The organism is Methylosinus sp. LW3 (assembly GCF_000527115.1).
In the GTDB taxonomy this organism is placed as follows: Bacteria; Pseudomonadota; Alphaproteobacteria; order Rhizobiales; family Beijerinckiaceae; genus Methylosinus.
Genome location: NZ_AZUO01000001.1, coordinates 3,794,484 through 3,816,696 on the forward strand (window position 1 = coordinate 3,794,484; position 22,213 = coordinate 3,816,696).

The following is a 22,213-nucleotide window of genomic DNA, read 5'->3' on the forward strand; positions in this document are numbered from 1 at the left end:
GCTCCGTTCGCGGAGCCGTCGGGCGTCGGCCGCGCCGCTCCTCGTCTCGCTCGCCTCGTCCCGCATGGCAATATGAATGAAATGCGCTATGATTGCTCGTCTATGAGAACGAGCGTCGCATGAAACCCTATATCGCCATCATCCACCAGGAAGGCGACAGCGCCTATGGCGTGAGCTTTCCCGACGCGCCCGGCTGCTTCTCGGCCGCCGACGAGCTCGACGATCTGTTCGCCATGGCGACGGAGGCGTTGGAAGGCTGGACCGAGGGGATGATCGAGGAAGGTCTTCCGATCCTGCCGACCCGCGATTTGTCCGAGATAATGGGCGACCCGGAATGGGCGGAGAGCTTCGCCGACGCCGTTCTCGTCATAGCCCTGCCGCCGCCGCGCGCCCGATCGACGCAACAGGCGGCCTGATTACTCCTTTGCCCAGCCAGCCTGCTTGTAGATATTCCGCGCCGTGCCGAGCGGAATATCGGACCTAGGATGCGGAACCGTCACGAGATTGCGTCGGCCGTCTTTCGCAAAGTGATGATGCGATCCATTGATGCGCACGAGTCGCCAGCCTTCACGCTCCAGGCGGCGGATAATATCGCGACTGTTGGTGAGCATGAGGCGCCTTCAGGATTCGGTGACGCCTATCTATCTACACGGCTACGGAGAAACGCGCCCATCCGTCGATGCGTTGGCGGCGCCGATATTCTTCATATCCCCAATATCCCCGTATTTCTTCCTCGCTATTGTGATCGTTAAAGCGAGTCGCGGGTCGCCCCTCGACCACATGCTGGAAAAAGCGCGCGGACGGGCGGCGCAGCTATCAACCGCCACTCGTCGCGGAATGCGAGCCTGAAGGCTCCGCGTTCGGCGCGGTCCCTGGACCGCGAGCCTTCAGGCTCGCCTCCACCTCCGCGCGGATCGGCTCCAGCTCCTCCTCTGTGAACGTCTCCTTATCGAGCAGCCGCTTCGCCGTCTCCTCGTGAATGCTCGCGCAGGCTTTCAAAATCCCAGTAGCGCGGATGAAAGCGTCGTTCACCAGCTCCCGCACGGCGCGGTCGATGCGCGCGCTCGTCTCCTCGCTCGCCTGCGAGCGCTGGCCGAGATCGGCTATGTCGAGATAGCGCGGCCGCTCGGCGATATAGGACGCCTGACCGACCGCGGGCTCCATGCCGTAGCGCGTCGCCATGGAGCGGGCCATTTCGGTCGCGCGTTGCAGATCGTCGGCGGCGCCGGTCGTCGCCTCGTGGAACACATTCATCTCCGCCGCGCGGCCGCCGAGCAGAACCGTCATGCGATTCATCAGCTCGGTGCGCGTCATCAGATAGCGGTCCTCGGTCGGCATTTGCATCGTATAGCCGAGCGCGCCCATGCCGCGCGGAATGATCGAGACCTTCTTGATCGGATCCATATCCGGCAGCGCCATGGCGACGATCGCATGGCCCATCTCGTGATAGGCGACGATGCGCCGCTCGCGCGGATGCAGCAGGCGATTGCGCTTCTCCGGCCCGGCGATCACACGCTCGATCGCGGAAGTGAAATCATCCAACGTCACCGAGACCGCGCGCCGGCGCGTCGCCAATGTCGCGGCCTCATTGACGAGATTGGCGAGATCGGCGCCGGTGAAGCCCGGCGTCATCGCCGCAATCTGCGCGGGATCGATATCGGCGCCGAGCTTGATCTTGCGCAAATGCACCTGGAGAATCGCGGCGCGGCCGATCTTGTCCGGCCGATCGACCGAAATCTGCCGATCGAAGCGCCCGGCGCGCAGCAGCGCCGGATCGAGCACCTCGGGCCGATTGGTGGCGGCGAGCAGCACGACGCCGGCGCTCGGATCGAATCCGTCCAATTCGGCGAGCAATTGATTGAGCGTCTGCTCCTTCTCGTCATGGCCGCCGGAAAGGCCCGAGATTCCGCGCGCGCGGCCGAGCGCATCCAATTCGTCGATGAAGATGATACAGGGCGCCGAGGCGCGCGCCTGCGTGAACAGATCGCGCACGCGCGCGGCGCCGACGCCGACGAACATCTCCACGAACTCCGAGCCGGTGATGGAGAAGAAGGGCACGCCCGCCTCGCCCGCCACCGCGCGGGCGAGCAGAGTCTTGCCGGTGCCGGGCGGGCCGACGAGAAGAATGCCTTTGGGAACGCGCGCGCCGAGGCGCCCATAGGTCTTGGGGTCCTTCAGAAAGGCGACGATCTCCTGCAATTCCTCTTTGGCCTCGTCGACTCCGGCGACATCGGCGAAGCCGACCTTCACATCCGTCTCGACGAAAATCTTGGCGCGGCTCTGTCCGATCTGCATGACCGAGCCCAAGCCCTGCGTCATGCGGCGCGACAAAAAGCTCCAGACGAGGAAGAACAGGGCGATCGGCACGACCCAGGAGAGCAGCGTCGAGACCCAGGTGTTTTCGACGATTCCGGAATATTTGACCTTGGCCGCCTCGAGCTCGGCGGCGACATCGGTCGGCACGCGCACTGCGACGAGCTGCTTGCGCCCATCCTTCATCGGCTCCTTGAGCGTCGCGCGCATCACATCGGCGCCGACCTCGACCGAGGCGATCTTGTTGTCGCGCAGGAGGTTCTGAAACTCGCTATAGGGAACGACCTCGGTCTGACGATAGACCGTCCACATCTGCTGCAGTATGAGCACGCCGATCAGCGCCAGCAGAAAATAGGCGAGATGAAAAGACCAGGCCTTGTCCTTCGGGGGCTGCTCCATGAGTCGCGCCTCATCGTCGCTAGAGTGATTCCGGTTCAGATCGAACCGGAATGACCCTCGATCTCCTTGTTCTGCCGGTTTTCTTCACGCGAACCGGTTCCCACTTCGCTCGAAAACACTCTAATGGTAAGCCGAGCGTCCGCGCGCACTCGAGAGACGAGTCGCGCTGGTGGAATATAGGCGCCGCCGCGAGCTTATCCATCGGCGCGCATGTCGCAGGCCGATGGGCCGGCGCGGCTCGCTCGCGGCTACTTGCGCTCGGCGGGGCGTTTTCGCGCCGCTCTTGCCGCCGTCTTTTTTTTGGGGCGAGCTTCGGCTCGGCGCGCTTCGAGCGCCGGCGGGACGCTCACTGTCTCCGCCACGCCTTCCGCGACTGCGCCTTCTGGCGCGAGGCAGGCGGCGAGCAGGCGCTCGATCAGAGGACGCATCGTCGCTTCATTGGCGTCCTGGAGCGTCTCCACGCCGAGGACTTGGCGCAATATCGAGATTCCGAAGAGGCAGGCGTTGAAGAGAGTGGCCCGCTCCAGCGCCGCCGGCCCCTCGAGCGTCGCGGCGATAGGGCCGATGAATTCCGGGACGCTGCGCATACGCAACAGCTCGCGCGCTTGCGGATTGGTCATGGAGCGCACGACGATCTGCAACGTCTCATTCTCGCGCTCGCCGAACAGGCCCTCGGCATATTGCGCGCTGAGGCTGCGCCCTTCCGAGACGACCGGCCGCTCCTTCGCCCGCGAGGCCGTCAGCGCCGCCGCATAGAGCTGCTCCTTGGAGCCGAAAGCGCGGTGGACGAGCGCGACATCCACGCCGACATCCGCCGCTATGTCGCGAAGCTTGACGTCCTCATAGGAGGCCGAGCCGAAACGCGCGAGCGCCGCCGCGAGAATACGCCCGCGCGTTTTCTCGCCGCCGCGGCTTTCTTTCGGCTTCGCCTGCATCTCGATATCCCGTCCCCCGCCTGAGCGCGGGCAAGATATGCGCCCGCCGGCGGCGGTCAATCCGACATGCGGCCGACCAACTCAACATCGTTGACTTTTTCTGAGTCTCACGTATTTTCTACCGTAGGCGCTGCTGCTGGAACGAGCGCGAAGCCATTTCGATAGGCCGTCATTTCCGAAAGCCGTCATTGCAGCACGCCAGATGAGGGCGCAACCGGTTCCGCGAGGCTTCGGCGCCGTCCCTATCGTCTGGACCATCGATCTTTCTGTCGAGCATCGATACGAAGAAGAAGGATGAGATGAAAGGACGCATTCACCTTCTGGACCCCGATCGACCGGACGAGGCGCTCGAGGTCGACGTCATCGCCCATGACGAATCTGTGCTTTCGGTCGGCGTGCCGAACACCTACGTCAGCTTCGATCTCACGCGCTACGACACGAGCGCGCCCTATCGCGGCGTGCTCGGCGGACGCAGCTTCGTTTTCACTCCCCCTCCCGCGCGTCGCCGTTCGCCGGCGCAGCCGCGCGAAGCGCCGACAGGCGTCGTCGCCAAAAAGCGAACGCTCCAGAAGATTTGAGCCGGCGAAATCGGCTGTAGCCGGCGCGGTCCTTCAACCGCCGCGCACGGCCGTCTCGAGAAAATCCTCGAGCGCGCGAATATAATCCATATCCTCGAAGGCTCTGCGCTTCTCGGCGGCGACGCGGGCGGCGAGCCCGGCGCGAGAGGCGCGGTCGCGCCCGAGGCGCACGGCGATCTCGACATAATGATCGAGCGAGGAGGCGATCGTCTCCTCGCAGCCGATGCGGCGCAGAATCGCGGCCGTATGGCGCCCGCGCATGAATGCGCCGGGCAATGTCACGATCGGGCGATCGGCGCCGAGCAGATCGAGCGTCGAGCGGCCCCCGGACCAGCCTGGCGTATCGAGAATGACATCCGACGCGGCCGCGGTGGCGATGAACAGCTCTTGCGGCATTTGCGGTAAAATCACGCAATGATCTTCCGCGGAGAGTCCCGCGGCGGCGAAGACGCGCTGCATCCGCGCGCGGAAGACCGCAGTCACCTCCTCGCTCTTGGCGAAGGCGATGAAGAGGAATTTGCACGGCCCGATCGCCGCGGCGATGCGCGGAAAAACGGAATCATAGCAGGGCAGATATTTGTAGAGCGCTTGTCCCGAGAAGAAGATCGGCGCGTGCGGCTCGGCGTCGAAGAGCGAGCGATCGAGCTTTTGCAGCGCGAGCGTCTCCGCTGTGTAATGCAGGCCGAGATTGGGCAGAAGCGCGAGACGCTCGGTATAGAAGCGCTCGGCGCCTTCGGGCTCCATCAGCTCGCTCGACAGAAAATGGTCGATCGTCGGCATGCCGCTCGTCTCTGGCTGGCCCCAGGCCATGCATTGCACGGGCGCGAGACGCTGCGCCGCGAGCCAGCCGGACACGGGATCCATGCCGATCTCTGGATAGAGCAGAACATGCGGCGCCGCGGCGACAATGGCCTCGCGCCAACCTTCCGGCGTCGAAGGCTCGCGCGGAAATTGGTCGCAGGCCTGCGCGGCGCGAATCGTCTCGGCGTCCTCGATCTTGCCCGTATGGAAGCCGATGATCTCGAAACGCGCGCGATCGAGCTTCTCGATCCAGCTCTCGAGAAAAAGACGGAACACGGTATGGCGGCAGAAGAAGCCGCTGACGATTCCAACGCGTATGCGCTCGCTCGCCGCCGGCGGCGGCGCGAGCGGCGCGGCGGGATGCGCCTGCGCGAGAGTGCGGCAGGCGAATTCGCCATAAAGCGTCTGCAATTGGCGATCGTCCTCGCCCTGATAGGGAAGGAAGAAGGGCTGCGTCGCGGAGATCGCCGGCGCGAGCGCGGCGGCGATCTCCGCATCCTGCGCGGAAGCGGCGAGCGCTGCGAGCGCCTGCGCATAGCGCGCGCGGCGAATGGCGATCTCCTCCTGCGTGTCATAGAGGATCGGCAGCTCCGCCATGCAGAGCGCGATGCGCGCGCCGCCCTGGCCGGGATCGGCCGCGATGGCCGCGCGATGGCGCGCCACCGCGTCATCGGTGCGTCCCTCGAGATGCAGCAGGCAGCCGAGATTATAATGCGCGTCGGAGAGATCGGGCTTCAGCGCCAGCGCGCTCTCATAGCAGACGATCGCCTCGGCGTGGCGGCCGAGCTCTTGCAGCACGACGGCGAGATTGTTCCAATAATTGGCGTCGCCGGGCGCGAGACGCACGGCGATGGTGAGACGCGCGGCGGCCTCGCTCCAGCGGCCGCGCCGCATCAGCCAGCGGCCGAAATTGCCCTGCGCCTCGACGAGCCGCGGCTCGAGCTCTATGGCGCGCAGAAAGGCCGCCTCCGCCTGTGCGGCGGGGCCGATCTCGGCCAGCGCATTGGCGAGATTGTACCAGATCGCCGGCTGATCCGGCGCGCATTGCGCGGCCTCGGCGTAATGGGCGGCGGCGGCGGCGCCATGGCCGAGATCCATCAGCGCGCTGGCGAGATTGCAATGCAGCGCGCCGGAGCCGGGCCGCAGCGCGACGGCGGCGCGATAATCCTCGACCGCCTCCTCGAGCCGCCCCAGCGCGCGCAGAGCGAGCGCGCGGCTGTTGTGATGGATCGCCTGTCCGGGCGCGATGGCCATCGCCTTGGCGATCAGCGCGAGGCCCGTCTCCGGCGCGCCGCGCTCCGCCTCGAGCAGGCCGAGAAGATGCAGGCTGTCGGCATGCTCCGGCCAGCAATCGAGAACGCCGCGATAGAGCGCCGCGGCCTCGTCGATCTCTCCCGCCTCATGGCGCGCGCGCGCCTGTCGAAAAGCCGAATCCGGCGTGATGTCGTTCATGCTTCGCGAGTGATCCACGAATCGGGCCGAGCCACAACTGTGCTCTATCTCGGACGCCGATGTTGCGCCATCTTATTCGCCGTGTTTCTGAACGGCGAACGATCGCGCCATCCTCTCCGGCCGCCGCCGCGCTAAATGTCGTGTCGATGCGTCTTTCGTCACGACGCCGATTGCAAGCCTCGGTAGGCTGCATGCCAGCGGCGCTCGCCGTGAGAGTGAGAGGTCCCATGGACGCGCTCCAGCCGAATGCGACGCCACGTTGGGAATGGCGCATCTTCGGCGCCGATCTCGCGGCGCTGGAGGCCAAGCTCGGCTCGCCAACGAGCCTGCCGCGCCGCAGCGACGAGATCTATCTGCTGAACGCGCTGACGCCGCACTCCGCGAAGATCCGCGACGAAGCGCTGGAGGTGAAGCGTCTGCTGCGCGTCGATGATGGGCTGGAATTATGGGAGCCCGCCTTTCGGGCGCCCTTTCCGGTGACGGCGGAGCGTCTCGCCGCCGCCGCCGCGGCCCTGGCGCTGCCGCTGAGCCGGCTCGATCGCGCCGCCTATGACGAGGCGCGTTTTCTTGCGGAGATCGTCGCGCCCTGCCCCGCGCTGCGCGGCGTCGCGGTGCGAAAGTCGCGGCTGCGCTTCTCCTTTCGCGGCTGCGCGGCGGAATTCGTTCGGCTGCAGATCGGCCCCGCGCCAATGGAGAGCGTCGCTCTGGAGAGCGAGGACGAGCGCCGCCTCGCCGAGGCGCTCGACGCGCTCGACGCCGATCCGCGGCTCAATGTTAATTTTCCCAAAGGCGTCGAGCGCGCCGCCGCTCTGGCGATCTGAGCAGGAGGAGGAAGGAATGGGCGTGGAGATCGAGCGGAAGTTTCTGGTCACGCGTGAGCTGTGGCGGCCGCGCAACGACGGCGTGGCCTTTCGCCAGGGCTATCTCTCGCGCGCCGAGGATCGCGTGGTGCGCGTGCGCATCGCCGGCGGCGCCGCCTTTCTGACGATCAAGGGCCGAACCTCCAACGTCACCCGCTCGGAGTTCGAATATCCCATTCCCGTCGAGGATGCGCAGATCATGCTCGATCGCCTGTGCGAGCGGCCGCTGATCGAGAAGACGCGCTATGAGGAGGTGTTCGGCGGCCATTTCTGGACCGTCGACGTGTTCCTGGGCGAGAATGACGGGCTGATTATCGCCGAGATCGAGCTCGGCTCCGAGGAGGAGAGCTTCGACCGTCCGGGCTGGCTCGGCCGCGAGGTCTCGGGCGATCCGCGCTATTTCAACTCTGAATTGTCGAAGCGGCCCTTCGGCTATTGGAACACGCCATAGCGGTTCCGAGCCCCGCTTCGACAAAGCCCCCGGAAATCGGCTAAAGATCGCTCTCCCTCGAGAAAGCGAATCAAAAGCCCATGACCATCCGCCTGCATACGGGCGACCTGCCGGACGGCGCCGATCTCGGCCCCGTCGTCGCCATCGACACGGAAACGCTCGGCCTCAATCCGCATCGCGACCGGCTCTGCCTCGTCCAGCTCTCCGGCGGCAATGGCGACGCCGATCTCGTGCGCATCGCGCCGGGCCAGACCGCGGCGCCCAATCTGACGCGCATGCTCGCCGATCCGAAGGTGCTGAAGCTCTTCCATTTCGCGCGCTTCGACATCGCCATTCTGGCGAAGACCTTCGGCGTGATGGCGGAGCCCGTCTATTGCACCAAGATCGCCTCCAAGCTCATCCGCACCTACACGGATCGCCATGGGCTGAAGGATCTCGTGCGCGAATTGCTCGGCGTGGAAATCTCCAAGCAGCAGCAATCCTCCGACTGGGGCGCGGCGACACTCTCGGACGCGCAGCTCGCCTATGCGGCCTCGGACGTGCTCTATCTCCACGCGCTGCGCGAGAAGCTCGACGCCATGCTGGCGCGCGAGGGCCGCGCCGATCTCGCGGCTCCCTGCTTCGAGTTTCTGCCGACGCGCGCGCGGCTCGATCTCGCTGGCTGGCCGGAGACCGATATTTTCTCGCATGAATGACGCCTCGAATTCGCCATGCGGCCGGCGTTATCTCGCGGCGGCGCTAGAGTGTTTTCGAGCGAAATGGGAACCGGTTCGCGTGAAGAAAACACGACCGAACAAGGTGATCTAGATTCGCTCCGGCTCGATCTGAACCGGAATGACGCTAGAACAAGGATGACGAGCAGAATTGGCGGGCAGAATCAGAATGAACGACGCCTCGCCGCCGAGCGACAGACGCGATCGGCTCGCCTCCATCGTCGCGCCGCGCCGCGACGCCATTCCGCAGGCGCGGCGCCATTCCCAGCGCGTCGCCCGGCTGCGACGCTGGCTGCTGTGGGGCAGCGGCGCGATCGTCGCCGCCGTGGCCGTGGGCGTGGCGCTTCATTCGCTGCGCTTTCTGCCGGCGGATCTGCGCTTCTCCCGCATCGCCATGCAGGGCACGCGCATCACCATAGAGAGCCCCAAGCTCGTCGGCTATCGCAAGGATGGCCGCCCCTATGAGCTACGCGCCCGCACCGGCATTCAGGATATCGCCAAGCCCGATGTGTTCGAGCTGGAGCAGCTCGAGGTGCATATTCAGAGCGACAATGAATCGAATGTCGTGCTGACGGCGGAACATGGCCTCTATGACGCCAAGAACGACCGCGCCGATCTCTCCCGCGGCGCCCGCGTCTTCGACGGCAAGCATTATGATTTGCGCACCGAAGCGGCCATCATCGATTTTCGCGGCAATATCGTCACCTCCGACCATCCGACCAGGCTGACGCTGGACAGATCGGTGGTGACGTCGCAATCGGTCGAATTCTCGCAGAACGAGCGCCGCGCGACATTCTCCGGCGCAGTGCATACGACGCTGCCCGGCGACGACGACGACGCTGGCGCGGCGGAAGGATCGTCTCCATGAAAATGATCACGATGAAAATGATCTCGACGAAAATCATTGCTTTCCTGACCATTCCCGTCTTCACGGCCGCGCTTATGACCGCCGCGCCGCTCGCCGCCAAAGGCCGCTCCAGCGGCATTCTCCCCGGCGCCAGCGCCAAGGACCCGGTCGACATAGACGCGGGCAAGCTCGACTATTTCGACAAGGAGCAGAAGCTCGTCTATTCGGGCGGCGTCATCGTCGTGAACGGCCCCTCCACGCTGAAGGCCTCGCGCCTCATCATCTTCCTCGACAAGGCGCAGCCGGGCCAGGAGAGCAACGGCGGCAGCGACCGCGTTCGCCACATAGACGCGGAAGGCCCGGTGACGCTCGTTTCCAAGGATCAGATCGGCACCGGCGATCACGGCAGCTATGAGCGCGGCGAGAACAAGGTCTATCTCATCGGCAATGTGACCCTGACCAAAGACAATGGAGTCGTGAGGGGAGAGAAGCTTACCTACGACACGGCGACGGGCCAAGCGACCGTGATCGAGAAGCCCGGCCAGCGCGTGCGCAGCATTTTCACGCCCGGCGAGGTCAAGGGAGACAATAAGGAGAAGAAGGAGCCCGCTCCCGCCGCGGAACGCCGCGCCGACTGAGGGCGCTCAGCGCTGATAGACGCCGACCAGCGCCGTCTCCTCGAGCAGGACCTCATTGGCGGCGCGCTCCACCTCGAGACAGCTCGGCTCCTTGCGCGCCACGGCGAGCGAGGCTGTGGAAAGCGCCATCAGCCGGAAACGATAGCGATGCGCGCCATGGCGCGGCGGCGGACATGGCCCGCCATAGCCGGAGCCCTCGAAATCATTGATCCCCTGCGAGAAGCCGCGCTGCGGCCCCGGACGCCCGGCGCCTTCCGGCAATCCCGTGGCGTCGCGCGATAGATCATAGACCGCCCAATGGCGCCAGACGCCGGCCGGCGCGTCTGGATCGTCGCAGAGCAGCACGAAGCTCTTCGTCTGCGCAGGCGCGTCGCTCCAGCGCAGCGGCGGCGAGACATTGGCGCCGTCGCATGTGTATTTGCGCGGTATCTCCTCCCCATGGGCGAAGGCCGACGATAGCAGCCGCATATTACGCTCCTGTCGTGAATTTCTCCGCCGCCGCGACAGCGAGACCGAGCGCCGCGGCGACGGCTGCGTTGACGATCTCGCCGCGGGCCACTGAGAGGCCGGCGGAAAGATGCGGATCCTCACGCAAGGCGCCGAGCCCTTTGTCGGCGAGCGCCAGCACGAAAGGCAAGGTCGCGCTGGCGAGCGCGAATGTGGAGGTGCGCGGCACGGCGCCCGGCATGTTGGTGACGCAATAATGCACGACGCCATCGACGACATAGGTGGGATCGGAATGAGTCGTCGGCCGCGAGGTCTCGCAGCAGCCGCCTTGATCGATCGCGACATCGACGATGACCGCGCCCGCCTTCATGCCCGCGACCATGCCGCGGCTGACGAGCTTGGGCGCCGCCGCGCCCGGAACCAGCGCCGCGCCTATGACGAGATCGGCGCGCCGCACCAGCTCCGCTATCGCCGTCGGCGTCGAGAAAATGGTGCGCGGCGCATTGCCGAAGCGCGCGGAGAGGCGCCGCAGCGGCTCGGCGCCGCGATCGGCGACGATGACGCTCGCGCCCATGCCGAGCGCGATCATCGTCGCCTGCGTTCCGACTGTCCCGGCGCCGAGAATCATCACCTCGGCCGGCGGCGCCCCCGGCGCGCCAGCGAGCAGAACGCCGCGCCCGCCCATGGATTTCTCGAGACAGCGCGCGCCCGCCTGCGGCGCGAGCCGCCCAGCGATCTCCGACATGGGCGTCAGCAGCGGCAGACCGCCGAAGGGCGAAGTCACGGTCTCGTAAGCGATGCAGATCGCGCCGGAGCGCATGAGATCGAGCGCCAGCGCACGATCGGCGGCGAGATGCAGATAGGCGAACAGCAGCTGCCCCGGCCGCAATCGCGCGCGCTCCTGCGCGAGCGGCTCCTTCACCTTCACGATGAGATCGGCGGAGGCGAAGATCGCTTCCGGCCCTTCCACCAGCGCGGCGCCCGCCGTCTGAAAATCGCCGTCCGAAATCCCCGCGCCGACGCCGGCGCCGCTCTCCACCATGACGAAATGCCCGCGCTGCACGAGCTCGTAGACTCCGGCCGGCGTCAGCGCGACGCGAAACTCATTGTCCTTGATTTCCTTGGGCGCGCCGACGCGCATCATGCTCTCCGATCACGCGAGCGGCGAGAAGCGATCGAGAATCTCGATCACCTCCGCATCCTCGATCTGGCGAAAATTCTCGTAGAAGAAGCCGATCGCGCCGAAGCTCCGATAATCCTCGAGGCAGACGATCTCATCGGCCTCGTGGCGAAGCGCTGCGAGCGCATCGGTGGGCGCGACGGGAATAGCGAGAATGAGCTTGCGCGGATGCAGCGCACGAACCGCGCGCAGCGCCGCGCGCGTCGTCGCGCCGGTCGCGACGCCGTCATCGACGACGACAGCGAGCTTGCCGCCGACATCGGGCCGCGTCCTGCCGCGCAGATAGGCCCCGCGTCGTCTCTCTAGCTCCGCCCGCTCGCGCGCACAGACGGAATCGAAAACGGACTCCGTCACCTCCGCCGCATCGATCACATCCTCATTGCGCACAATGATCGGCGCGCCGCCATTGGCGATCGCGCCCATGGCCAGCTCCGGCTGATAGGGAACGCCGATCTTGCGCACCAGCACGAGATCGAGAGGCGCCTTCAGCCTCTCGGCGATATGCGCGGCGACGGGAACGCCGCCGCGCGGCAATGCATAGACGACACAAGCTTGGCCGGCATGCGCGGCGAGCGCATCGGCGAGGCGGCGACCTGCGTCGTCACGGTCTCGAAACGGCATGGCGATCCAGCTCCGGCGCGGATGCGCGACGCCATCGATATAGTCGGGAGCCGCCGCGATGCGAGAGGCCGCTCACGAAGGCGCCCGCTCGCCGAGCGGCCGCACCGCGCTGGCCTGCGGGCCATCCTCGGCGTCTTCAGGCACATAGCGCACACGATCGCCGCGCTCGAGCGCATCGAAACCCGCGCCTTCGACGCTATTACGGTGAAAATAGAGTTCCTGCCCATCCTCGCCTTCTAGGAATCCATAGCCGTCCTCGCGCATCAGCCGGCGCACGACGCCGAGCGCGGGCTCGGCATGCTGCTTCACATGACCCTCGAGGCGACGCACCTGATCCTGCAGCCGGCGGCGCGCGCGTTTGAAAGCGTCGTTCAGCGCGAAATCGAAATCCTGATAGCGCTCGTCCTGCGGCGGCGTGCGCTCGACGATCGCCTCGCGCCCATCCGGCAGAGCGAGCCGTATGTTGATCTCATATTGCCCGCCCGTGTGATGACGCGCGCTCGGCGCCTTGACCACGATGCGGCAAGCGGTGACGCGGCCGAAGCGAGTCTCGAGCTCGTCGATCTGACGCGCGATGCGCGCCTGCGCCTGCGGCGAAGCCTCCATGCCTTGAAAATCGATTTCCGGCGTCGTCTGCATGGCCGAGCCTCCGTTTTCGTGACGCGAATTTCGCCGCCGCTCGTGCGAGCAGCGCGATAGATAGATAGGGCGTGCGGAGGAAGTCGCGCCGCCGGCGGAAGGATGCGCATCATGATGACGACGCCGATCGCCGAGTTCGAGGTTGCCGTCGGGCCGCGCCGGCTCGGCGGCTCGCTCGCAGTTCCAGAAGATGCGCAGAGCTCGATAATCTTCGCGCATGGCTCGGGCTCGTCGCGCTTCAGCCCACGCAATCGCTTCGTCGCGGCCGCGCTGCGCGAGAGGCACCTCGCGACATTGCTGATGGATCTGCTGAGCGAGGAAGAAGCCGAGGACCGCCGCAATGTCTTCGACATTCCCTTGCTGGCCAGCCGCGTCGTCGAGGCGATCGACTGGGCCGCGATCGAGCCTCTGCTCCGCAATCTGCCGATCGGCCTCTTCGGCGCCAGCACGGGCGCGGCCGCAGCTCTCGTCGCGGCGGTGGAACGGCCGCAAAAGGTGAAAGCGATCGTCTCGCGCGGCGGACGCCCCGATCTCGCGGGCCACGCGCTAGAGCATGTGCGCGCGCCGACTCTGCTCATCGTCGGCGGACTCGATTTCGAAGTTCTTAATCTCAATCGCATTGCGGCGAGACGCTTGCCCGACGCACGGCTCGACGTCGTGCCAGGCGCGACACATTTGTTCGAGGAGACTGGAACTCTGGAGCAGGCGGCCACGCTCGCGGCGGAATGGCTGGCCGAGAAATTGGCGCGGCGCGATCGAAGCGAGAGATTCGCATGACCACGCTGGCCCAGACGCAACCTTATCTGAAACGTCTCTTCGAGCGCATCGATCTCGCGCCGCGGCCGATCGGCGTCGAGACGAGCCGCGCGCTCGAGCATTGGCGCGCCTCACGCCGCGGCGTTGCGCCGACTTTCGCCGATGTCGTGGCCGATCTGCGTCATGGCGGCTTCGCCTTTCGCGCCGTGCCGGAAGCGCGCGATTATGAGATCGTCATCGGCGCCAAAGCGGTGGCGCCGCTGCTCGGCGCCGTCGCGGAAGGCGCGCGCTTGAGCGAGGCGCCCAACCGCCGCGGCGCCGTGCGCCTGCGCCGCCTCTTCGATGAAGCCTTGCGCGCCGGCGAGCCTGCGCTCGTCGAGTTCACCCTGGTCGAGAAAGGCCGCGACCGCGCCGGCGTCGAGCTGCTCGCTGCTCCGCTCGCGCTCGCCGATGGCGCGCTCGGCGCCGTGCTCGGCGCGCTGAACATTCAGCGCTATGAGGCGCCGGCGCCGGCGCATGAGCCGGCGCCGGCGACGGACGAGCCGATCGCGCTGTTCGCGCTCGGCTCCAGCCGCGCGCTCGGCGAGCGCGTCGCGCGCGAGCTCGCGATCACGCTTTCGCCGCATGAGGAGCGCCGCTTCGAGGATGAGGAGCGCAAGACGCGGCCGCTCGTCGGCGTGCGCGACAAGGATGTCTATGTCCTCGCGAGCCTCGAGGGCGAGACGGGCGACAGCGGCGCCGACAAGCTTTTGCGCCTTCTCTTCTTCATCGGCGCGCTGCGCGACGCCGGCGCCGCGCGCGTCACCGCCGTCACGCCCTATCTCTGCTACGCGCGCAAGGATCGCCGCACCAAGCCGCTGGACCCTGTGGCCACGCGCTATGTCGCGCAATTGCTGGAGGCGATCGGCGCCGATCGCATCGTCGCCATAGACGCGCATAATATCGCGGCCTTCGAGAACGCCTTTCGTATAGAGGCCGTCGCGCTCGACGCGCAGGCGCTGTTCGCGCGCTATTTCGCGCATCGGCTCGGCGCCGAGCCTGCAGCGATCGTCTCTCCCGATCTCGGCGGCGAGAAGCGCGCCGAGCTGTTCCGCCAGCGCCTCGAGACCATCCTCGCGCATCCGGTGGCGAAGGGCTTCATGGACAAGCATCGCAGCATGGGCGAGATCGCCGGCGAGATTTTCGCCGGCGATGTGGCTGGCCGCGCGGTCGTCATTCTCGACGATCTCATCAGCAGCGGCGGCACGATGGCGCGCGCCGCGCGCGCCTGCCGCGCCAATGGCGCGACGCGCATCTTCCTCGCCGCGACGCATGGACTCTTCGCGCGCGACGCCGACAGCGCGCTGCGCGAGGCGCCGATCGAGGAGATCGTCGTCACCGACACGGTCGCGCTGAGCGAAGCCGTCGCGCAACGCTTGCGCGGGCGCCTGGTGACGCTCGGCGTCGCGCCGCTGCTCGCCGAGGCGATCGCGCGCCTCCACAGCGGCGGCTCCATCGACGAATTGCTCGACACTGGTCCGAAAGGCGCCCCATGACCGCAAATGCTCTCTTCGTCGATCTCTATGAGATCGCCATGCTCCGCGCCTATTTCGAGCTCGGCATGGCGGAGCGCCGCGCCACATTCGGCCTCTTCGTGCGGCGTCTGCCGCCAGCGCGCAATTTCCTGCTCGCCTGCGGCCTCGCCGATGTGCTGAGAGAGCTGCACGAGCTGTGCTTTTCGGAAGACGATTTGCGCTATCTCTCCTCGCTCGGCTTCGGGCGCGAGTTTCTCGACTGGCTCGCGCGATTTCGCTTCACCGGCGACATTCGCGCGCTGCCGGAGGGCACGCCCTTCTTCGCCAATGAGCCCATTCTCGAAGTGACGGCGCCGATCGGCGAGGCGCAGATCGTCGAGACGCTGATCCTCAATCAGATCGGCCTGCAGACCATGCTCGCCTCCAAGGCGGCGCGCATGGTCTTCGCCGCGCGCGGACGCGCCATCGTCGATTTCGGCGCACGCCGCGCGCAAGGCTTCGACGCCGCGCTGAAAGGCGCGCGCGCTTTTCATATCGCCGGCGTCGCCGCCACCTCCGATCTCGCCGCGGGCAGAGCGCATGACATCGCCGTCGCCGGAACCATGGCGCACAGCTTCATCGAGGCCTGCCCTTCGGAGGCCGCCGCCTTCGAGGCCTATGCGCGCATGTTTCCCGGCGCGACGCTGCTGGTCGACACCTATGATACGCTGGAAGGCGTGCGCAAGATCGTCGCGCTGGCGCAGGAGATGGGCGCCGATTTCGACGTGCATGCGATAAGGCTCGACTCCGGCGACCTCGATGCGCTGTCGCGGCAGGCGCGGCGCATATTGGACGAAGGCGGGCTCACGCGCGTCGAGATCGTCGCGAGCGGCGGGCTCGACGAAACGCTCATCGATCGCCTCGCCGCCTCGCATGCGCCGATCGACGCATTCGGCGTCGGCACGGAAATGGCGGCTTCCACCGATGCGCCGGCGCTCGATATCGCCTATAAGCTCGTGGAATTCGCTGGCGAGGGGCGCATGAAGCTGTCGCCCGGCAAGCGCAATCTACCGGGCCGCAAGCAGATCTTCCGCCAATTCCACGATGGCGTCGCGCTGCGCGACGTCATCGCGCGCGAGGACGAGCGCTACTCCGGCGTTCCATTGCTCGAGCCGGTGATGCGCGACGGCGAGCTGGTGAAGCCGCATCCGAGCCTGCCCGACATTCGCGAGCATGCGCGCGCGGCGATGGCGGCGCTGCCGCCCGACGCCCGCGGCCTTTCGCCTTGCGCCGGTCCCTATCCGGTGACGAGCAGCGTGAGCCTCGCCGAATATGAGCGCGAGGTGGAAGCGTCTCTCACGCGCAAGGCTCCGGGGACGCGACAGCCGCATCTCACCCGATGCGCGTGAGGCGCTCACGCGCGAGCGCGAGATAGCGGCGCGCGAGCGGCTCCCATTTGTCCTTGTGACGCGGCGCGGGATCGAGCAGATGAGCGAGCGAGAGACGCACACGCAGCAGCGCGCGACAAGCGCCATAGAGCGCAAAGAGCGCGGGCGGCGGCGGAGTTGGCAAACGCTGCGCCGTGGCCTCGACAATGGCCGCGCCGATTTGCGGCGCGCCGAGCAGAGCGCATTCGAGATCGAGAAAAGCGAGCTCGTCGAAAGGATCGACCTGCCGCAATTCATCATTGAACTCGAGACAATCGAAAATCGCCAGCGGCTCACAAAAGCAGATATGCTCGGGTCGCAAATCGCCATGTCCATCGACGATGCGCCCTTCGCGCACGCGCGCCTCCAGCGCCGGCGTCTGCGCTACCAGCAGGCGATCGACGCGATCGAGCAGAGCCACGGCGTCGTAATGATCGAGCGCGAAATCGCGCAGGGTGATGATGCGTCGATTTTCCGCCTGCTCGCGAAAAAAGCGCGCGACATATTCGGACGCGGAGATGGTGGAGCGATCGGCGCCCGCATAAAAGGCGGCAAGACGCATTGCGAGCGCCTCGATCCGGCGCGCGTCGACAGCGCCGCTCGCCAGCAGACGATCGAGCATCAGCTCGGCCGGCAAGCGCTTCATCTCGACGAGCCAATCGACGATCTCGCCCGCGCCGCCGATCGCCAATCGTCCATCGGCGAACGTGACCGGAACCACATCGAGATAGACATTCGGCGCGAGGCGACGATTGAGCCGAAGCTCTGCGCGGCAGTCGGCCTCACGCGCGCGCGGCGTCGAAAAATCCAGGAAAGGGAAGCGCACGGGCTTCTTCAATTTATAGACGCGATCTCCCACGAGGAACAGGCGAGACATATGTGTCTCGACGACATCGACGCCGACGGGCGCGCGCGCAAAGAGACGCTTCAGCTCCTCGGCGAGGCGATCGGATGGCGCTCGGTCTTGCGGCGAGGACATGAGGCGGCTTCATTGGAGGAGGTCGCGATGACGAGAAAGAAGATAGGGCTGCGCTCGACCGACGCTCTGCTGATCGTCGATCTTCAGCTCGACTTTTTTTCCGGCGGCAAGCTCGCTGTTCCAAAGGCCGAGGAGATTCTCCCGGTCGTCAATGAGGTCATCGACGAGGCGCGCCGCTCCGGAACTCAGATCATCGTCTCGCGCGACTGGCATCCGCCGGACCATGTGAGCTTTGCCGCGCAAGGCGGCGATTGGCCGCAGCATTGCGTGCGCGGCACCAGAGGCGCAGAATTTCACCCTGAGCTGCGCCTACCGCCGGGCGCATTGTTCGTCTCCAAGGCCAAGCGCGCGGAGCGCGAGCAATATTCCGATTTCGACGGCACCAGCCTCGCAGAGGAGCTGCGCCGGCGCGCCATAGATCGCATTTTCATCGTCGGTCTCGCCGAAGATTTCTGCGTGAAATGCAGCGCGATCGACGCCGCGCGTCTCGGCTTCGAGACGCATGTGCTGCGCGAAGCCACGCGCCCAGTGACACGCGAGGGCGGCGAGAAGGCGCGCGCGGAAATGCGCGCCGCCGGCGTGACGGTGATCGAGCCGTCCCGCGCCCCATATGACGTCGATCACATCTCGAGGACGTGAGCCATGCCGGAAATCAATACCGATAAAGTCTGCTTCGTCATCGTCAAGGCGCGCGAGCTCGAGGCCGAGGACGAAGGCATGCAGCCCGACGCCTCCAATCCTTCCGACGACAAATTCGTGAGCGTGCTGACGGAGGAAGGCTGGTCGCCAAATCGCCGCGAGCTCGTCGAGTTCATCGAGGCGATGGACGATGACGAGCAGGCGGAGCTGGTCGCGCTCGTCTGGGTCGGACGCGGCGATTTCACCGCCGATGATTGGGATTCCGCGGTCATTCAGGCGAAGGAGCGACGCAAAGGGCCGACCTCGAAATATCTGCTCGGCATTCCGCTGCTGGCGAGCTATCTGGAGGCGGGGCTCGACGAGTTCGACGAGAGCTGCGAAGGCTTCGAGGACGATCGGCAATAATTTCAAAGACGAAAACGCGCGACGAGCGGCGCGTGGAGTGAGCCGAGAATCGGATCTTGCGCCGTCGCCTCATCGGCGAGGCCCTCATTCGATATCACGACCTCCTCGCATCGCGACGCGAGAGCGGGCGACGCCAATATCTGGTCGATGAGCGTCTTGCGGCCGGCGTGAATCACGGTGAAGCGCGTGCGCTCCGCAATGCGCAGCGCGAGCGGGGCGAGACTGCGCGGCCCGGCCGCGGCCTCTTCCGCGCCCCAGAGAATGCGCGCGGGCGCATCATAGGCGTCGCAGTTGAGATCGCCGCAGACGGCGATGAGCGGCGCGGTCTCCACATCGAAAATGCGATCGACGAAGAGCCGCGCCTCCAGCGCCTGCGCTTCGCGCTTTTGCGCGGCGAGCCATTGGCCTTCCGCGAAGGCGCGGCTCGATTTGCGATCCGCCTCGCCCGGCAGCGGCACGGCGCGCGGCGCGCGTAAATGCAAGTTCAGCACATGTAGCGTTGCGCCATCGGGGAGCATGATGCGCGCATAGAGAATGGGCCGCTCGAATAGAATGTCGATCGGCTGCGGGGCGCTCGTTTCCGGCGGCGGAATCCAGCGCCAGGGCGCGATTATGTCGTGATAGAGCTGGCGGCGCTCGACGATCGGCCAGCGCGAGAGCAGCGCGAGATTGTGGATATCGGCGGGCGCGTCGGCGCCTGGACGCGAAGTCGTCGCGCGGAAGAAATTCGCATAGCCGCCGCCTTCGACGAGACGATCGAGCGCGATGAAGCGTCGCGGCGCATGCGCGGTCTCGCGCTGCGCATCGACCTCCTGAAGGCAGAGAATATCGGCGTCGATCGCCGCGAGCTGCGGACGCAGCACGGCGAGGCGCCGATCGAATTCGTCCTGCGCCGATGGCGACCAGTCCAAATTCTCTATGTTGAAGGTCGCGAGGCGAAAATGGCCCGCCATTCGTCGAAAATCCGTCTCGCGCCCTCTCCCGCGCGCGGCGGGAGAGGGAGATTGCCGTCGCCGCTCACGCTGCCTTTATATCGATATTCTTCTCGGATTTCTGCGCCTGCGCCGATTTGGGCAGATGCACGGTCAGCACGCCTTTGGCGAAGGTCGCGTCGATCTTGTCGGCCTCGACATTCTCCGGCACGCGAAAGGCGCGACGGAAGGAGCCATAGCGACGCTCGGAGAGGAAATAGCCCTTGTCCTTCTCCTCGCGCTGCTCCTTCTTCTCGCCGCAGATGATGAGCGAGCCGTTGGAGAGCTTCACCTCGACATTCTTCTCGTCTATGCCGGGAAGCTCCGCGGTGATCTGATATTCCTTGTCCTTCTCGACGAGATCGACCGCGGGCGTCGCCGCCCAGCCGATGCCGAAGCGTCCGAAAGGCTCGAGATCTGGCGTCGCGCCTTTTTGGAAGGGCGCATCCTCGAACAAGCGATCGATCTGCCGCCGCAGCGTCTCCAGAGGATGCCAGTCGAACAATCCAGAGTTCGGCAGCGTCTCCTTCGATTCTTTCACCGGAACTCTCGTCTGCGCTTCCGCCATTTCCGCCTCCTCTATCAAAATGGACGATCGGCGTGGCGCGCGCGTCGGCGCGCTCGCACGACGCCTGTGACGTAGGAGCGCCGCGCGAAAAGACAATCGGCGCATTGCGTCGGCGAAGGGCGGATAGGATGAGAAGCGATCGAAAGCGAAGGCTTTCGCTGCGGGGCGACGCCATAGGCAAAGTGTCGCGGCCGGTTATATTGCTCTTTAATGGAGCGCTGCGACATGTCCAACGAGCCGACGCTGACCGAGGACGACATCATGCGCGCGCTGGAGGCGCGGCTCGGACGACTGCATGCGCGCCAGAGGCTCGGCATAGAGCGCGACCATGAGGCGCAGATCTTCGGCCAGGGCCTCAATTTCTTTCACCCGGAGAATCTCGCCGCCTCGCCGCTGCTGATCCGCGCCGCGCTCACCGCCGTCGGACTCTACCGCCGCGGTCTCGCCAATGCGGAGAAGCTTCTGCTGCGCGAGAATGAGATCGTCAGCGCGCGGCTGCCGCGCGCCTTCGACGGCTTCGCCATTCTCCATTTGAGCGATCTGCACGTCGATATGTGTCCGCGCGCTATGGCGCGGCTGCGCGAGATGGTCGCCGATCTCGCCTATGATCTCTGCGTGCTCACCGGCGATTATCGTGGCGCGACGCATGGGTCCCACGCGGCGGCGCTGGACGGCATGGCGGAGCTGCGCGAGGCTTTGCGCGCGCCGATCCTCGCCGTGCTCGGCAATCACGACACGATATTGATGACGCCGGGCCTCGAGCAGATGGGGATGCGCGTTCTGCTCAATGAGTGCGAGACATTCGTCCGCGACGGCGCGCGCATTCATGTCGCCGGAGTCGATGACGCGCATTATTTTCGCGTCGACAACATCGCCAAGGCCGGCGAGGGAATTCCGCAAGGCGAATTCTCTCTGCTGCTCTCGCATACGCCGGAGATTTTCCGTCAGGCGGCGCATGCGGGCTTCGACGTTCTGCTCGCCGGTCATACGCATGGCGGGCAGATCTGCCTGCCGGGCGGCGTCGCGCTCACGCTCGACTCCGTGCTGCCGCGCGCCTATGGCGCCGGCGCTTGGCGATATCACGACATGCAAGGCTATACGTCGGTCGGCGCCGGCTCCTCCGTGCTGCCGGTGCGGTTCAATTGTCCGCCGGAGATCACCTTGCATCGGCTGCGGGCCGCCTGAGCGGCGAAATCGCCCGCGCATCTGGTCGAGCTTCGCGTCCGCCGCTAGAATATGACAGAGACGTGAAGGAAAGGGCGTGGGATGCAGGGCGGCTGGCGAATTGCGGGCGCGGGCCTTCGAGGCTTTCGGACGACGATCGGCGCGGCCCTGCTGCTCGCGGCCAGCGCCGCCGCGGCCTTGGCGGCGCTCTATCCGCGGGAGGCGCGGCGCTTCATGGCGGAGGAGGATTTTCGCCGCTATCCGGGCGCCGGCGTGCTGACGTGTCGCACGGAGGAGGGCGTGCCGGAGCGCGCGGCCGCCGCCTGGCTGATCGGCGACCGCGGCCTCGTCGTGCTCAACGCGCATAATTTCGTCGATCGCAAGCTGCGGCCGACGCATCCCATAGACGATTGCGCTTTCTCCATCGGCGAGAAGGAATACGCCTTCGACACGGACAGCCTGCGCTTCGGCTTCGCCCGCGACGCCAAATCGCTGAACATCACCGATGATTGGGCGCTGGTGCGCCTGCGCGATCCCGTGGACGCCGATATAACGCCGCAGCCGATCCCCGACGGGCCGGCGCTGCCGACCGGCGTCGAGAAGCTGCGCGTGGTGATGGTGTCGCCTGCCGGCCACTCCAATTTCCGCCGCGCGACCAGCATAGAAGAGTGCCAGATTCATCAGATCGACGCGCCGACGGAGGCGGGAATTCGCCGCGCTCGGCATGATTGCAACGACGGCTATGGCGGCTCGGGCTCGGGGATTTTCGGCGACGATGGACGGCTCATCGCCATGCACAGCGCCTCGCTGGACATGAATTCGCGCCGAGATTTCGACATGGAACGCCATTTCGGCATGGCGCTGCTGTTCGAGGGCGAATTGCTGGACGCTATTCGGGCCAATCTTCGGGCAGACGCGCGCTAGAGCGCTTCGGGAA

At 66.1% G+C, this 22,213-nt stretch carries 25 protein-coding genes; 14 read left to right on the forward strand and 11 right to left on the reverse strand.

The window, feature by feature from the left end:
• Nucleotides 1–119 precede the first annotated feature (119 nt).
• Nucleotides 120–416 carry a type II toxin-antitoxin system HicB family antitoxin gene (locus tag METLW3_RS0119035; RefSeq protein WP_024881408.1) on the forward strand — a complete coding sequence of 99 codons (297 nt, stop codon included), beginning with the start codon at nt 120–122 and terminating at the stop codon, nt 414–416.
• On the opposite strand, the gene METLW3_RS0119040 is transcribed toward METLW3_RS0119035, so the two are convergent.
• From METLW3_RS0119040 to METLW3_RS27025, 3 genes are all read right to left on the reverse strand, one after another.
• Nucleotides 417–611 carry a type II toxin-antitoxin system HicA family toxin gene (locus METLW3_RS0119040; RefSeq protein WP_024881409.1) on the reverse strand — a complete coding sequence of 65 codons (195 nt, stop codon included), beginning with the start codon at nt 609–611 and terminating at the stop codon, nt 417–419.
• Nucleotides 612–816: 205 nt separating this feature from the next.
• Complete coding sequence (ftsH, locus tag METLW3_RS0119045) at nt 817–2,712, reverse strand: ATP-dependent zinc metalloprotease FtsH (RefSeq protein ID WP_024881410.1); 1,896 nt, start codon at nt 2,710–2,712, stop codon at nt 817–819.
• 248 nt (nt 2,713–2,960) lie between these two features.
• A complete protein-coding gene (locus tag METLW3_RS27025; protein ID WP_024881411.1) occupies nt 2,961–3,647 on the reverse strand; it encodes a TetR/AcrR family transcriptional regulator in 687 nt (228 codons plus the stop codon).
• A 299-nt stretch (nt 3,648–3,946) separates the two neighbouring features.
• On the opposite strand from METLW3_RS27025, the gene METLW3_RS25895 reads away from it, so the two are divergent.
• Entirely contained in the window at nt 3,947–4,225 is a 279-nt protein-coding gene (locus tag METLW3_RS25895; protein WP_024881412.1) for a hypothetical protein, read from the forward strand.
• Between the two features lie 33 nt (nt 4,226–4,258).
• Here the strand turns inward: METLW3_RS25895 and METLW3_RS0119060 are convergent, their stop codons facing one another.
• Nucleotides 4,259–6,478 carry a tetratricopeptide repeat protein gene (locus METLW3_RS0119060; RefSeq protein ID WP_024881413.1) on the reverse strand — a complete coding sequence of 740 codons (2,220 nt, stop codon included), beginning with the start codon at nt 6,476–6,478 and terminating at the stop codon, nt 4,259–4,261.
• A 227-nt stretch (nt 6,479–6,705) separates the two neighbouring features.
• Between METLW3_RS0119060 and METLW3_RS0119065 the strand changes: the two genes are divergently transcribed.
• The 5 genes from METLW3_RS0119065 to METLW3_RS25900 all read left to right on the forward strand — a co-directional run bounded on the left by METLW3_RS0119065 (nt 6,706) and on the right by METLW3_RS25900 (nt 9,987).
• The gene (locus METLW3_RS0119065) at nt 6,706–7,299 is read left to right on the forward strand and encodes a hypothetical protein (protein ID WP_024881414.1); all 594 of its coding nucleotides are present in this window, start codon (nt 6,706–6,708) and stop codon (nt 7,297–7,299) included.
• 16 nt (nt 7,300–7,315) lie between these two features.
• Nucleotides 7,316–7,789: a CYTH domain-containing protein gene (locus METLW3_RS0119070; protein WP_024881415.1), complete on the forward strand. Its 474-nt coding sequence runs from the start codon at nt 7,316–7,318 to the stop codon at nt 7,787–7,789.
• Nucleotides 7,790–7,869: 80 nt separating this feature from the next.
• Nucleotides 7,870–8,484 carry a ribonuclease D gene (locus METLW3_RS0119075; protein WP_024881416.1) on the forward strand — a complete coding sequence of 205 codons (615 nt, stop codon included), beginning with the start codon at nt 7,870–7,872 and terminating at the stop codon, nt 8,482–8,484.
• Between the two features lie 187 nt (nt 8,485–8,671).
• Nucleotides 8,672–9,370, forward strand: coding sequence for an LPS export ABC transporter periplasmic protein LptC (lptC, locus tag METLW3_RS0119080; protein WP_024881417.1), 699 nt, complete (start codon nt 8,672–8,674; stop codon nt 9,368–9,370).
• On the forward strand, nt 9,367–9,987 hold the full coding sequence (locus tag METLW3_RS25900; protein ID WP_024881418.1) for an LptA/OstA family protein: 621 nt from the start codon (nt 9,367–9,369) through the stop codon (nt 9,985–9,987). The genes lptC and METLW3_RS25900 overlap by 4 nt, the downstream gene beginning before the upstream one ends.
• Nucleotides 9,988–9,993: 6 nt before the next feature.
• Here the strand turns inward: METLW3_RS25900 and METLW3_RS0119090 are convergent, their stop codons facing one another.
• The 4 genes from METLW3_RS0119090 to METLW3_RS0119105 all read right to left on the reverse strand — a co-directional run bounded on the left by METLW3_RS0119090 (nt 9,994) and on the right by METLW3_RS0119105 (nt 12,874).
• Nucleotides 9,994–10,455 (reverse strand): YbhB/YbcL family Raf kinase inhibitor-like protein, encoded by a 462-nt coding sequence (locus tag METLW3_RS0119090; protein ID WP_024881419.1) that lies wholly within the window; start codon nt 10,453–10,455, stop codon nt 9,994–9,996.
• Between the two features lies 1 nt (nt 10,456).
• A complete protein-coding gene (gene ald, locus METLW3_RS0119095) occupies nt 10,457–11,575 on the reverse strand; it encodes an alanine dehydrogenase (RefSeq protein WP_024881420.1) in 1,119 nt (372 codons plus the stop codon).
• A gap of 12 nt (nt 11,576–11,587) precedes the next feature.
• Entirely contained in the window at nt 11,588–12,235 is a 648-nt protein-coding gene (locus METLW3_RS0119100) for a phosphoribosyltransferase family protein (RefSeq protein ID WP_024881421.1), read from the reverse strand.
• 72 nt (nt 12,236–12,307) lie between these two features.
• Nucleotides 12,308–12,874 (reverse strand): cold shock domain-containing protein, encoded by a 567-nt coding sequence (locus tag METLW3_RS0119105; protein WP_024881422.1) that lies wholly within the window; start codon nt 12,872–12,874, stop codon nt 12,308–12,310.
• A gap of 111 nt (nt 12,875–12,985) precedes the next feature.
• Between METLW3_RS0119105 and METLW3_RS0119110 the strand changes: the two genes are divergently transcribed.
• From METLW3_RS0119110 to METLW3_RS0119120, 3 genes are read left to right on the forward strand one after another with little or no spacing between them, the layout of a single operon-like run.
• Complete coding sequence (locus METLW3_RS0119110) at nt 12,986–13,651, forward strand: alpha/beta hydrolase (RefSeq protein WP_348625821.1); 666 nt, start codon at nt 12,986–12,988, stop codon at nt 13,649–13,651.
• Nucleotides 13,648–15,165 (forward strand): ribose-phosphate diphosphokinase, encoded by a 1,518-nt coding sequence (gene prs, locus METLW3_RS25905; RefSeq protein ID WP_024881424.1) that lies wholly within the window; start codon nt 13,648–13,650, stop codon nt 15,163–15,165. The genes METLW3_RS0119110 and prs overlap by 4 nt, the downstream gene beginning before the upstream one ends.
• Nucleotides 15,162–16,532: a nicotinate phosphoribosyltransferase gene (locus METLW3_RS0119120; RefSeq protein ID WP_024881425.1), complete on the forward strand. Its 1,371-nt coding sequence runs from the start codon at nt 15,162–15,164 to the stop codon at nt 16,530–16,532. The genes prs and METLW3_RS0119120 overlap by 4 nt, the downstream gene beginning before the upstream one ends.
• Here the strand turns inward: METLW3_RS0119120 and METLW3_RS0119125 are convergent.
• Nucleotides 16,516–17,529: a hypothetical protein gene (locus METLW3_RS0119125; RefSeq protein ID WP_024881426.1), complete on the reverse strand. Its 1,014-nt coding sequence runs from the start codon at nt 17,527–17,529 to the stop codon at nt 16,516–16,518. The genes METLW3_RS0119120 and METLW3_RS0119125 overlap by 17 nt on opposite strands.
• 27 nt (nt 17,530–17,556) lie before the next feature.
• On the opposite strand from METLW3_RS0119125, the gene METLW3_RS0119130 reads away from it, so the two are divergent.
• Together METLW3_RS0119130 and METLW3_RS0119135 are read left to right on the forward strand one after the other, a co-directional pair.
• Complete coding sequence (locus tag METLW3_RS0119130) at nt 17,557–18,168, forward strand: nicotinamidase (protein ID WP_024881427.1); 612 nt, start codon at nt 17,557–17,559, stop codon at nt 18,166–18,168.
• A 3-nt stretch (nt 18,169–18,171) separates the two neighbouring features.
• Nucleotides 18,172–18,573: a DUF3775 domain-containing protein gene (locus METLW3_RS0119135; RefSeq protein ID WP_024881428.1), complete on the forward strand. Its 402-nt coding sequence runs from the start codon at nt 18,172–18,174 to the stop codon at nt 18,571–18,573.
• A gap of 2 nt (nt 18,574–18,575) precedes the next feature.
• Here the strand turns inward: METLW3_RS0119135 and METLW3_RS0119140 are convergent, their stop codons facing one another.
• Nucleotides 18,576–19,526 carry an endonuclease/exonuclease/phosphatase family protein gene (locus tag METLW3_RS0119140; protein WP_024881429.1) on the reverse strand — a complete coding sequence of 317 codons (951 nt, stop codon included), beginning with the start codon at nt 19,524–19,526 and terminating at the stop codon, nt 18,576–18,578.
• Between the two features lie 64 nt (nt 19,527–19,590).
• On the reverse strand, nt 19,591–20,112 hold the full coding sequence (locus METLW3_RS0119145; RefSeq protein ID WP_024881430.1) for an Hsp20/alpha crystallin family protein: 522 nt from the start codon (nt 20,110–20,112) through the stop codon (nt 19,591–19,593).
• 225 nt (nt 20,113–20,337) lie between these two features.
• On the opposite strand from METLW3_RS0119145, the gene METLW3_RS0119150 reads away from it, so the two are divergent.
• Together METLW3_RS0119150 and METLW3_RS0119155 are read left to right on the forward strand one after the other, a co-directional pair.
• Entirely contained in the window at nt 20,338–21,297 is a 960-nt protein-coding gene (locus METLW3_RS0119150; RefSeq protein ID WP_036309044.1) for a metallophosphoesterase, read from the forward strand.
• A gap of 81 nt (nt 21,298–21,378) precedes the next feature.
• Nucleotides 21,379–22,200, forward strand: a complete 822-nt coding sequence (locus METLW3_RS0119155; RefSeq protein ID WP_024881432.1) for a serine protease — start codon at nt 21,379–21,381, stop codon at nt 22,198–22,200.
• Nucleotides 22,201–22,213 lie beyond the last annotated feature (13 nt).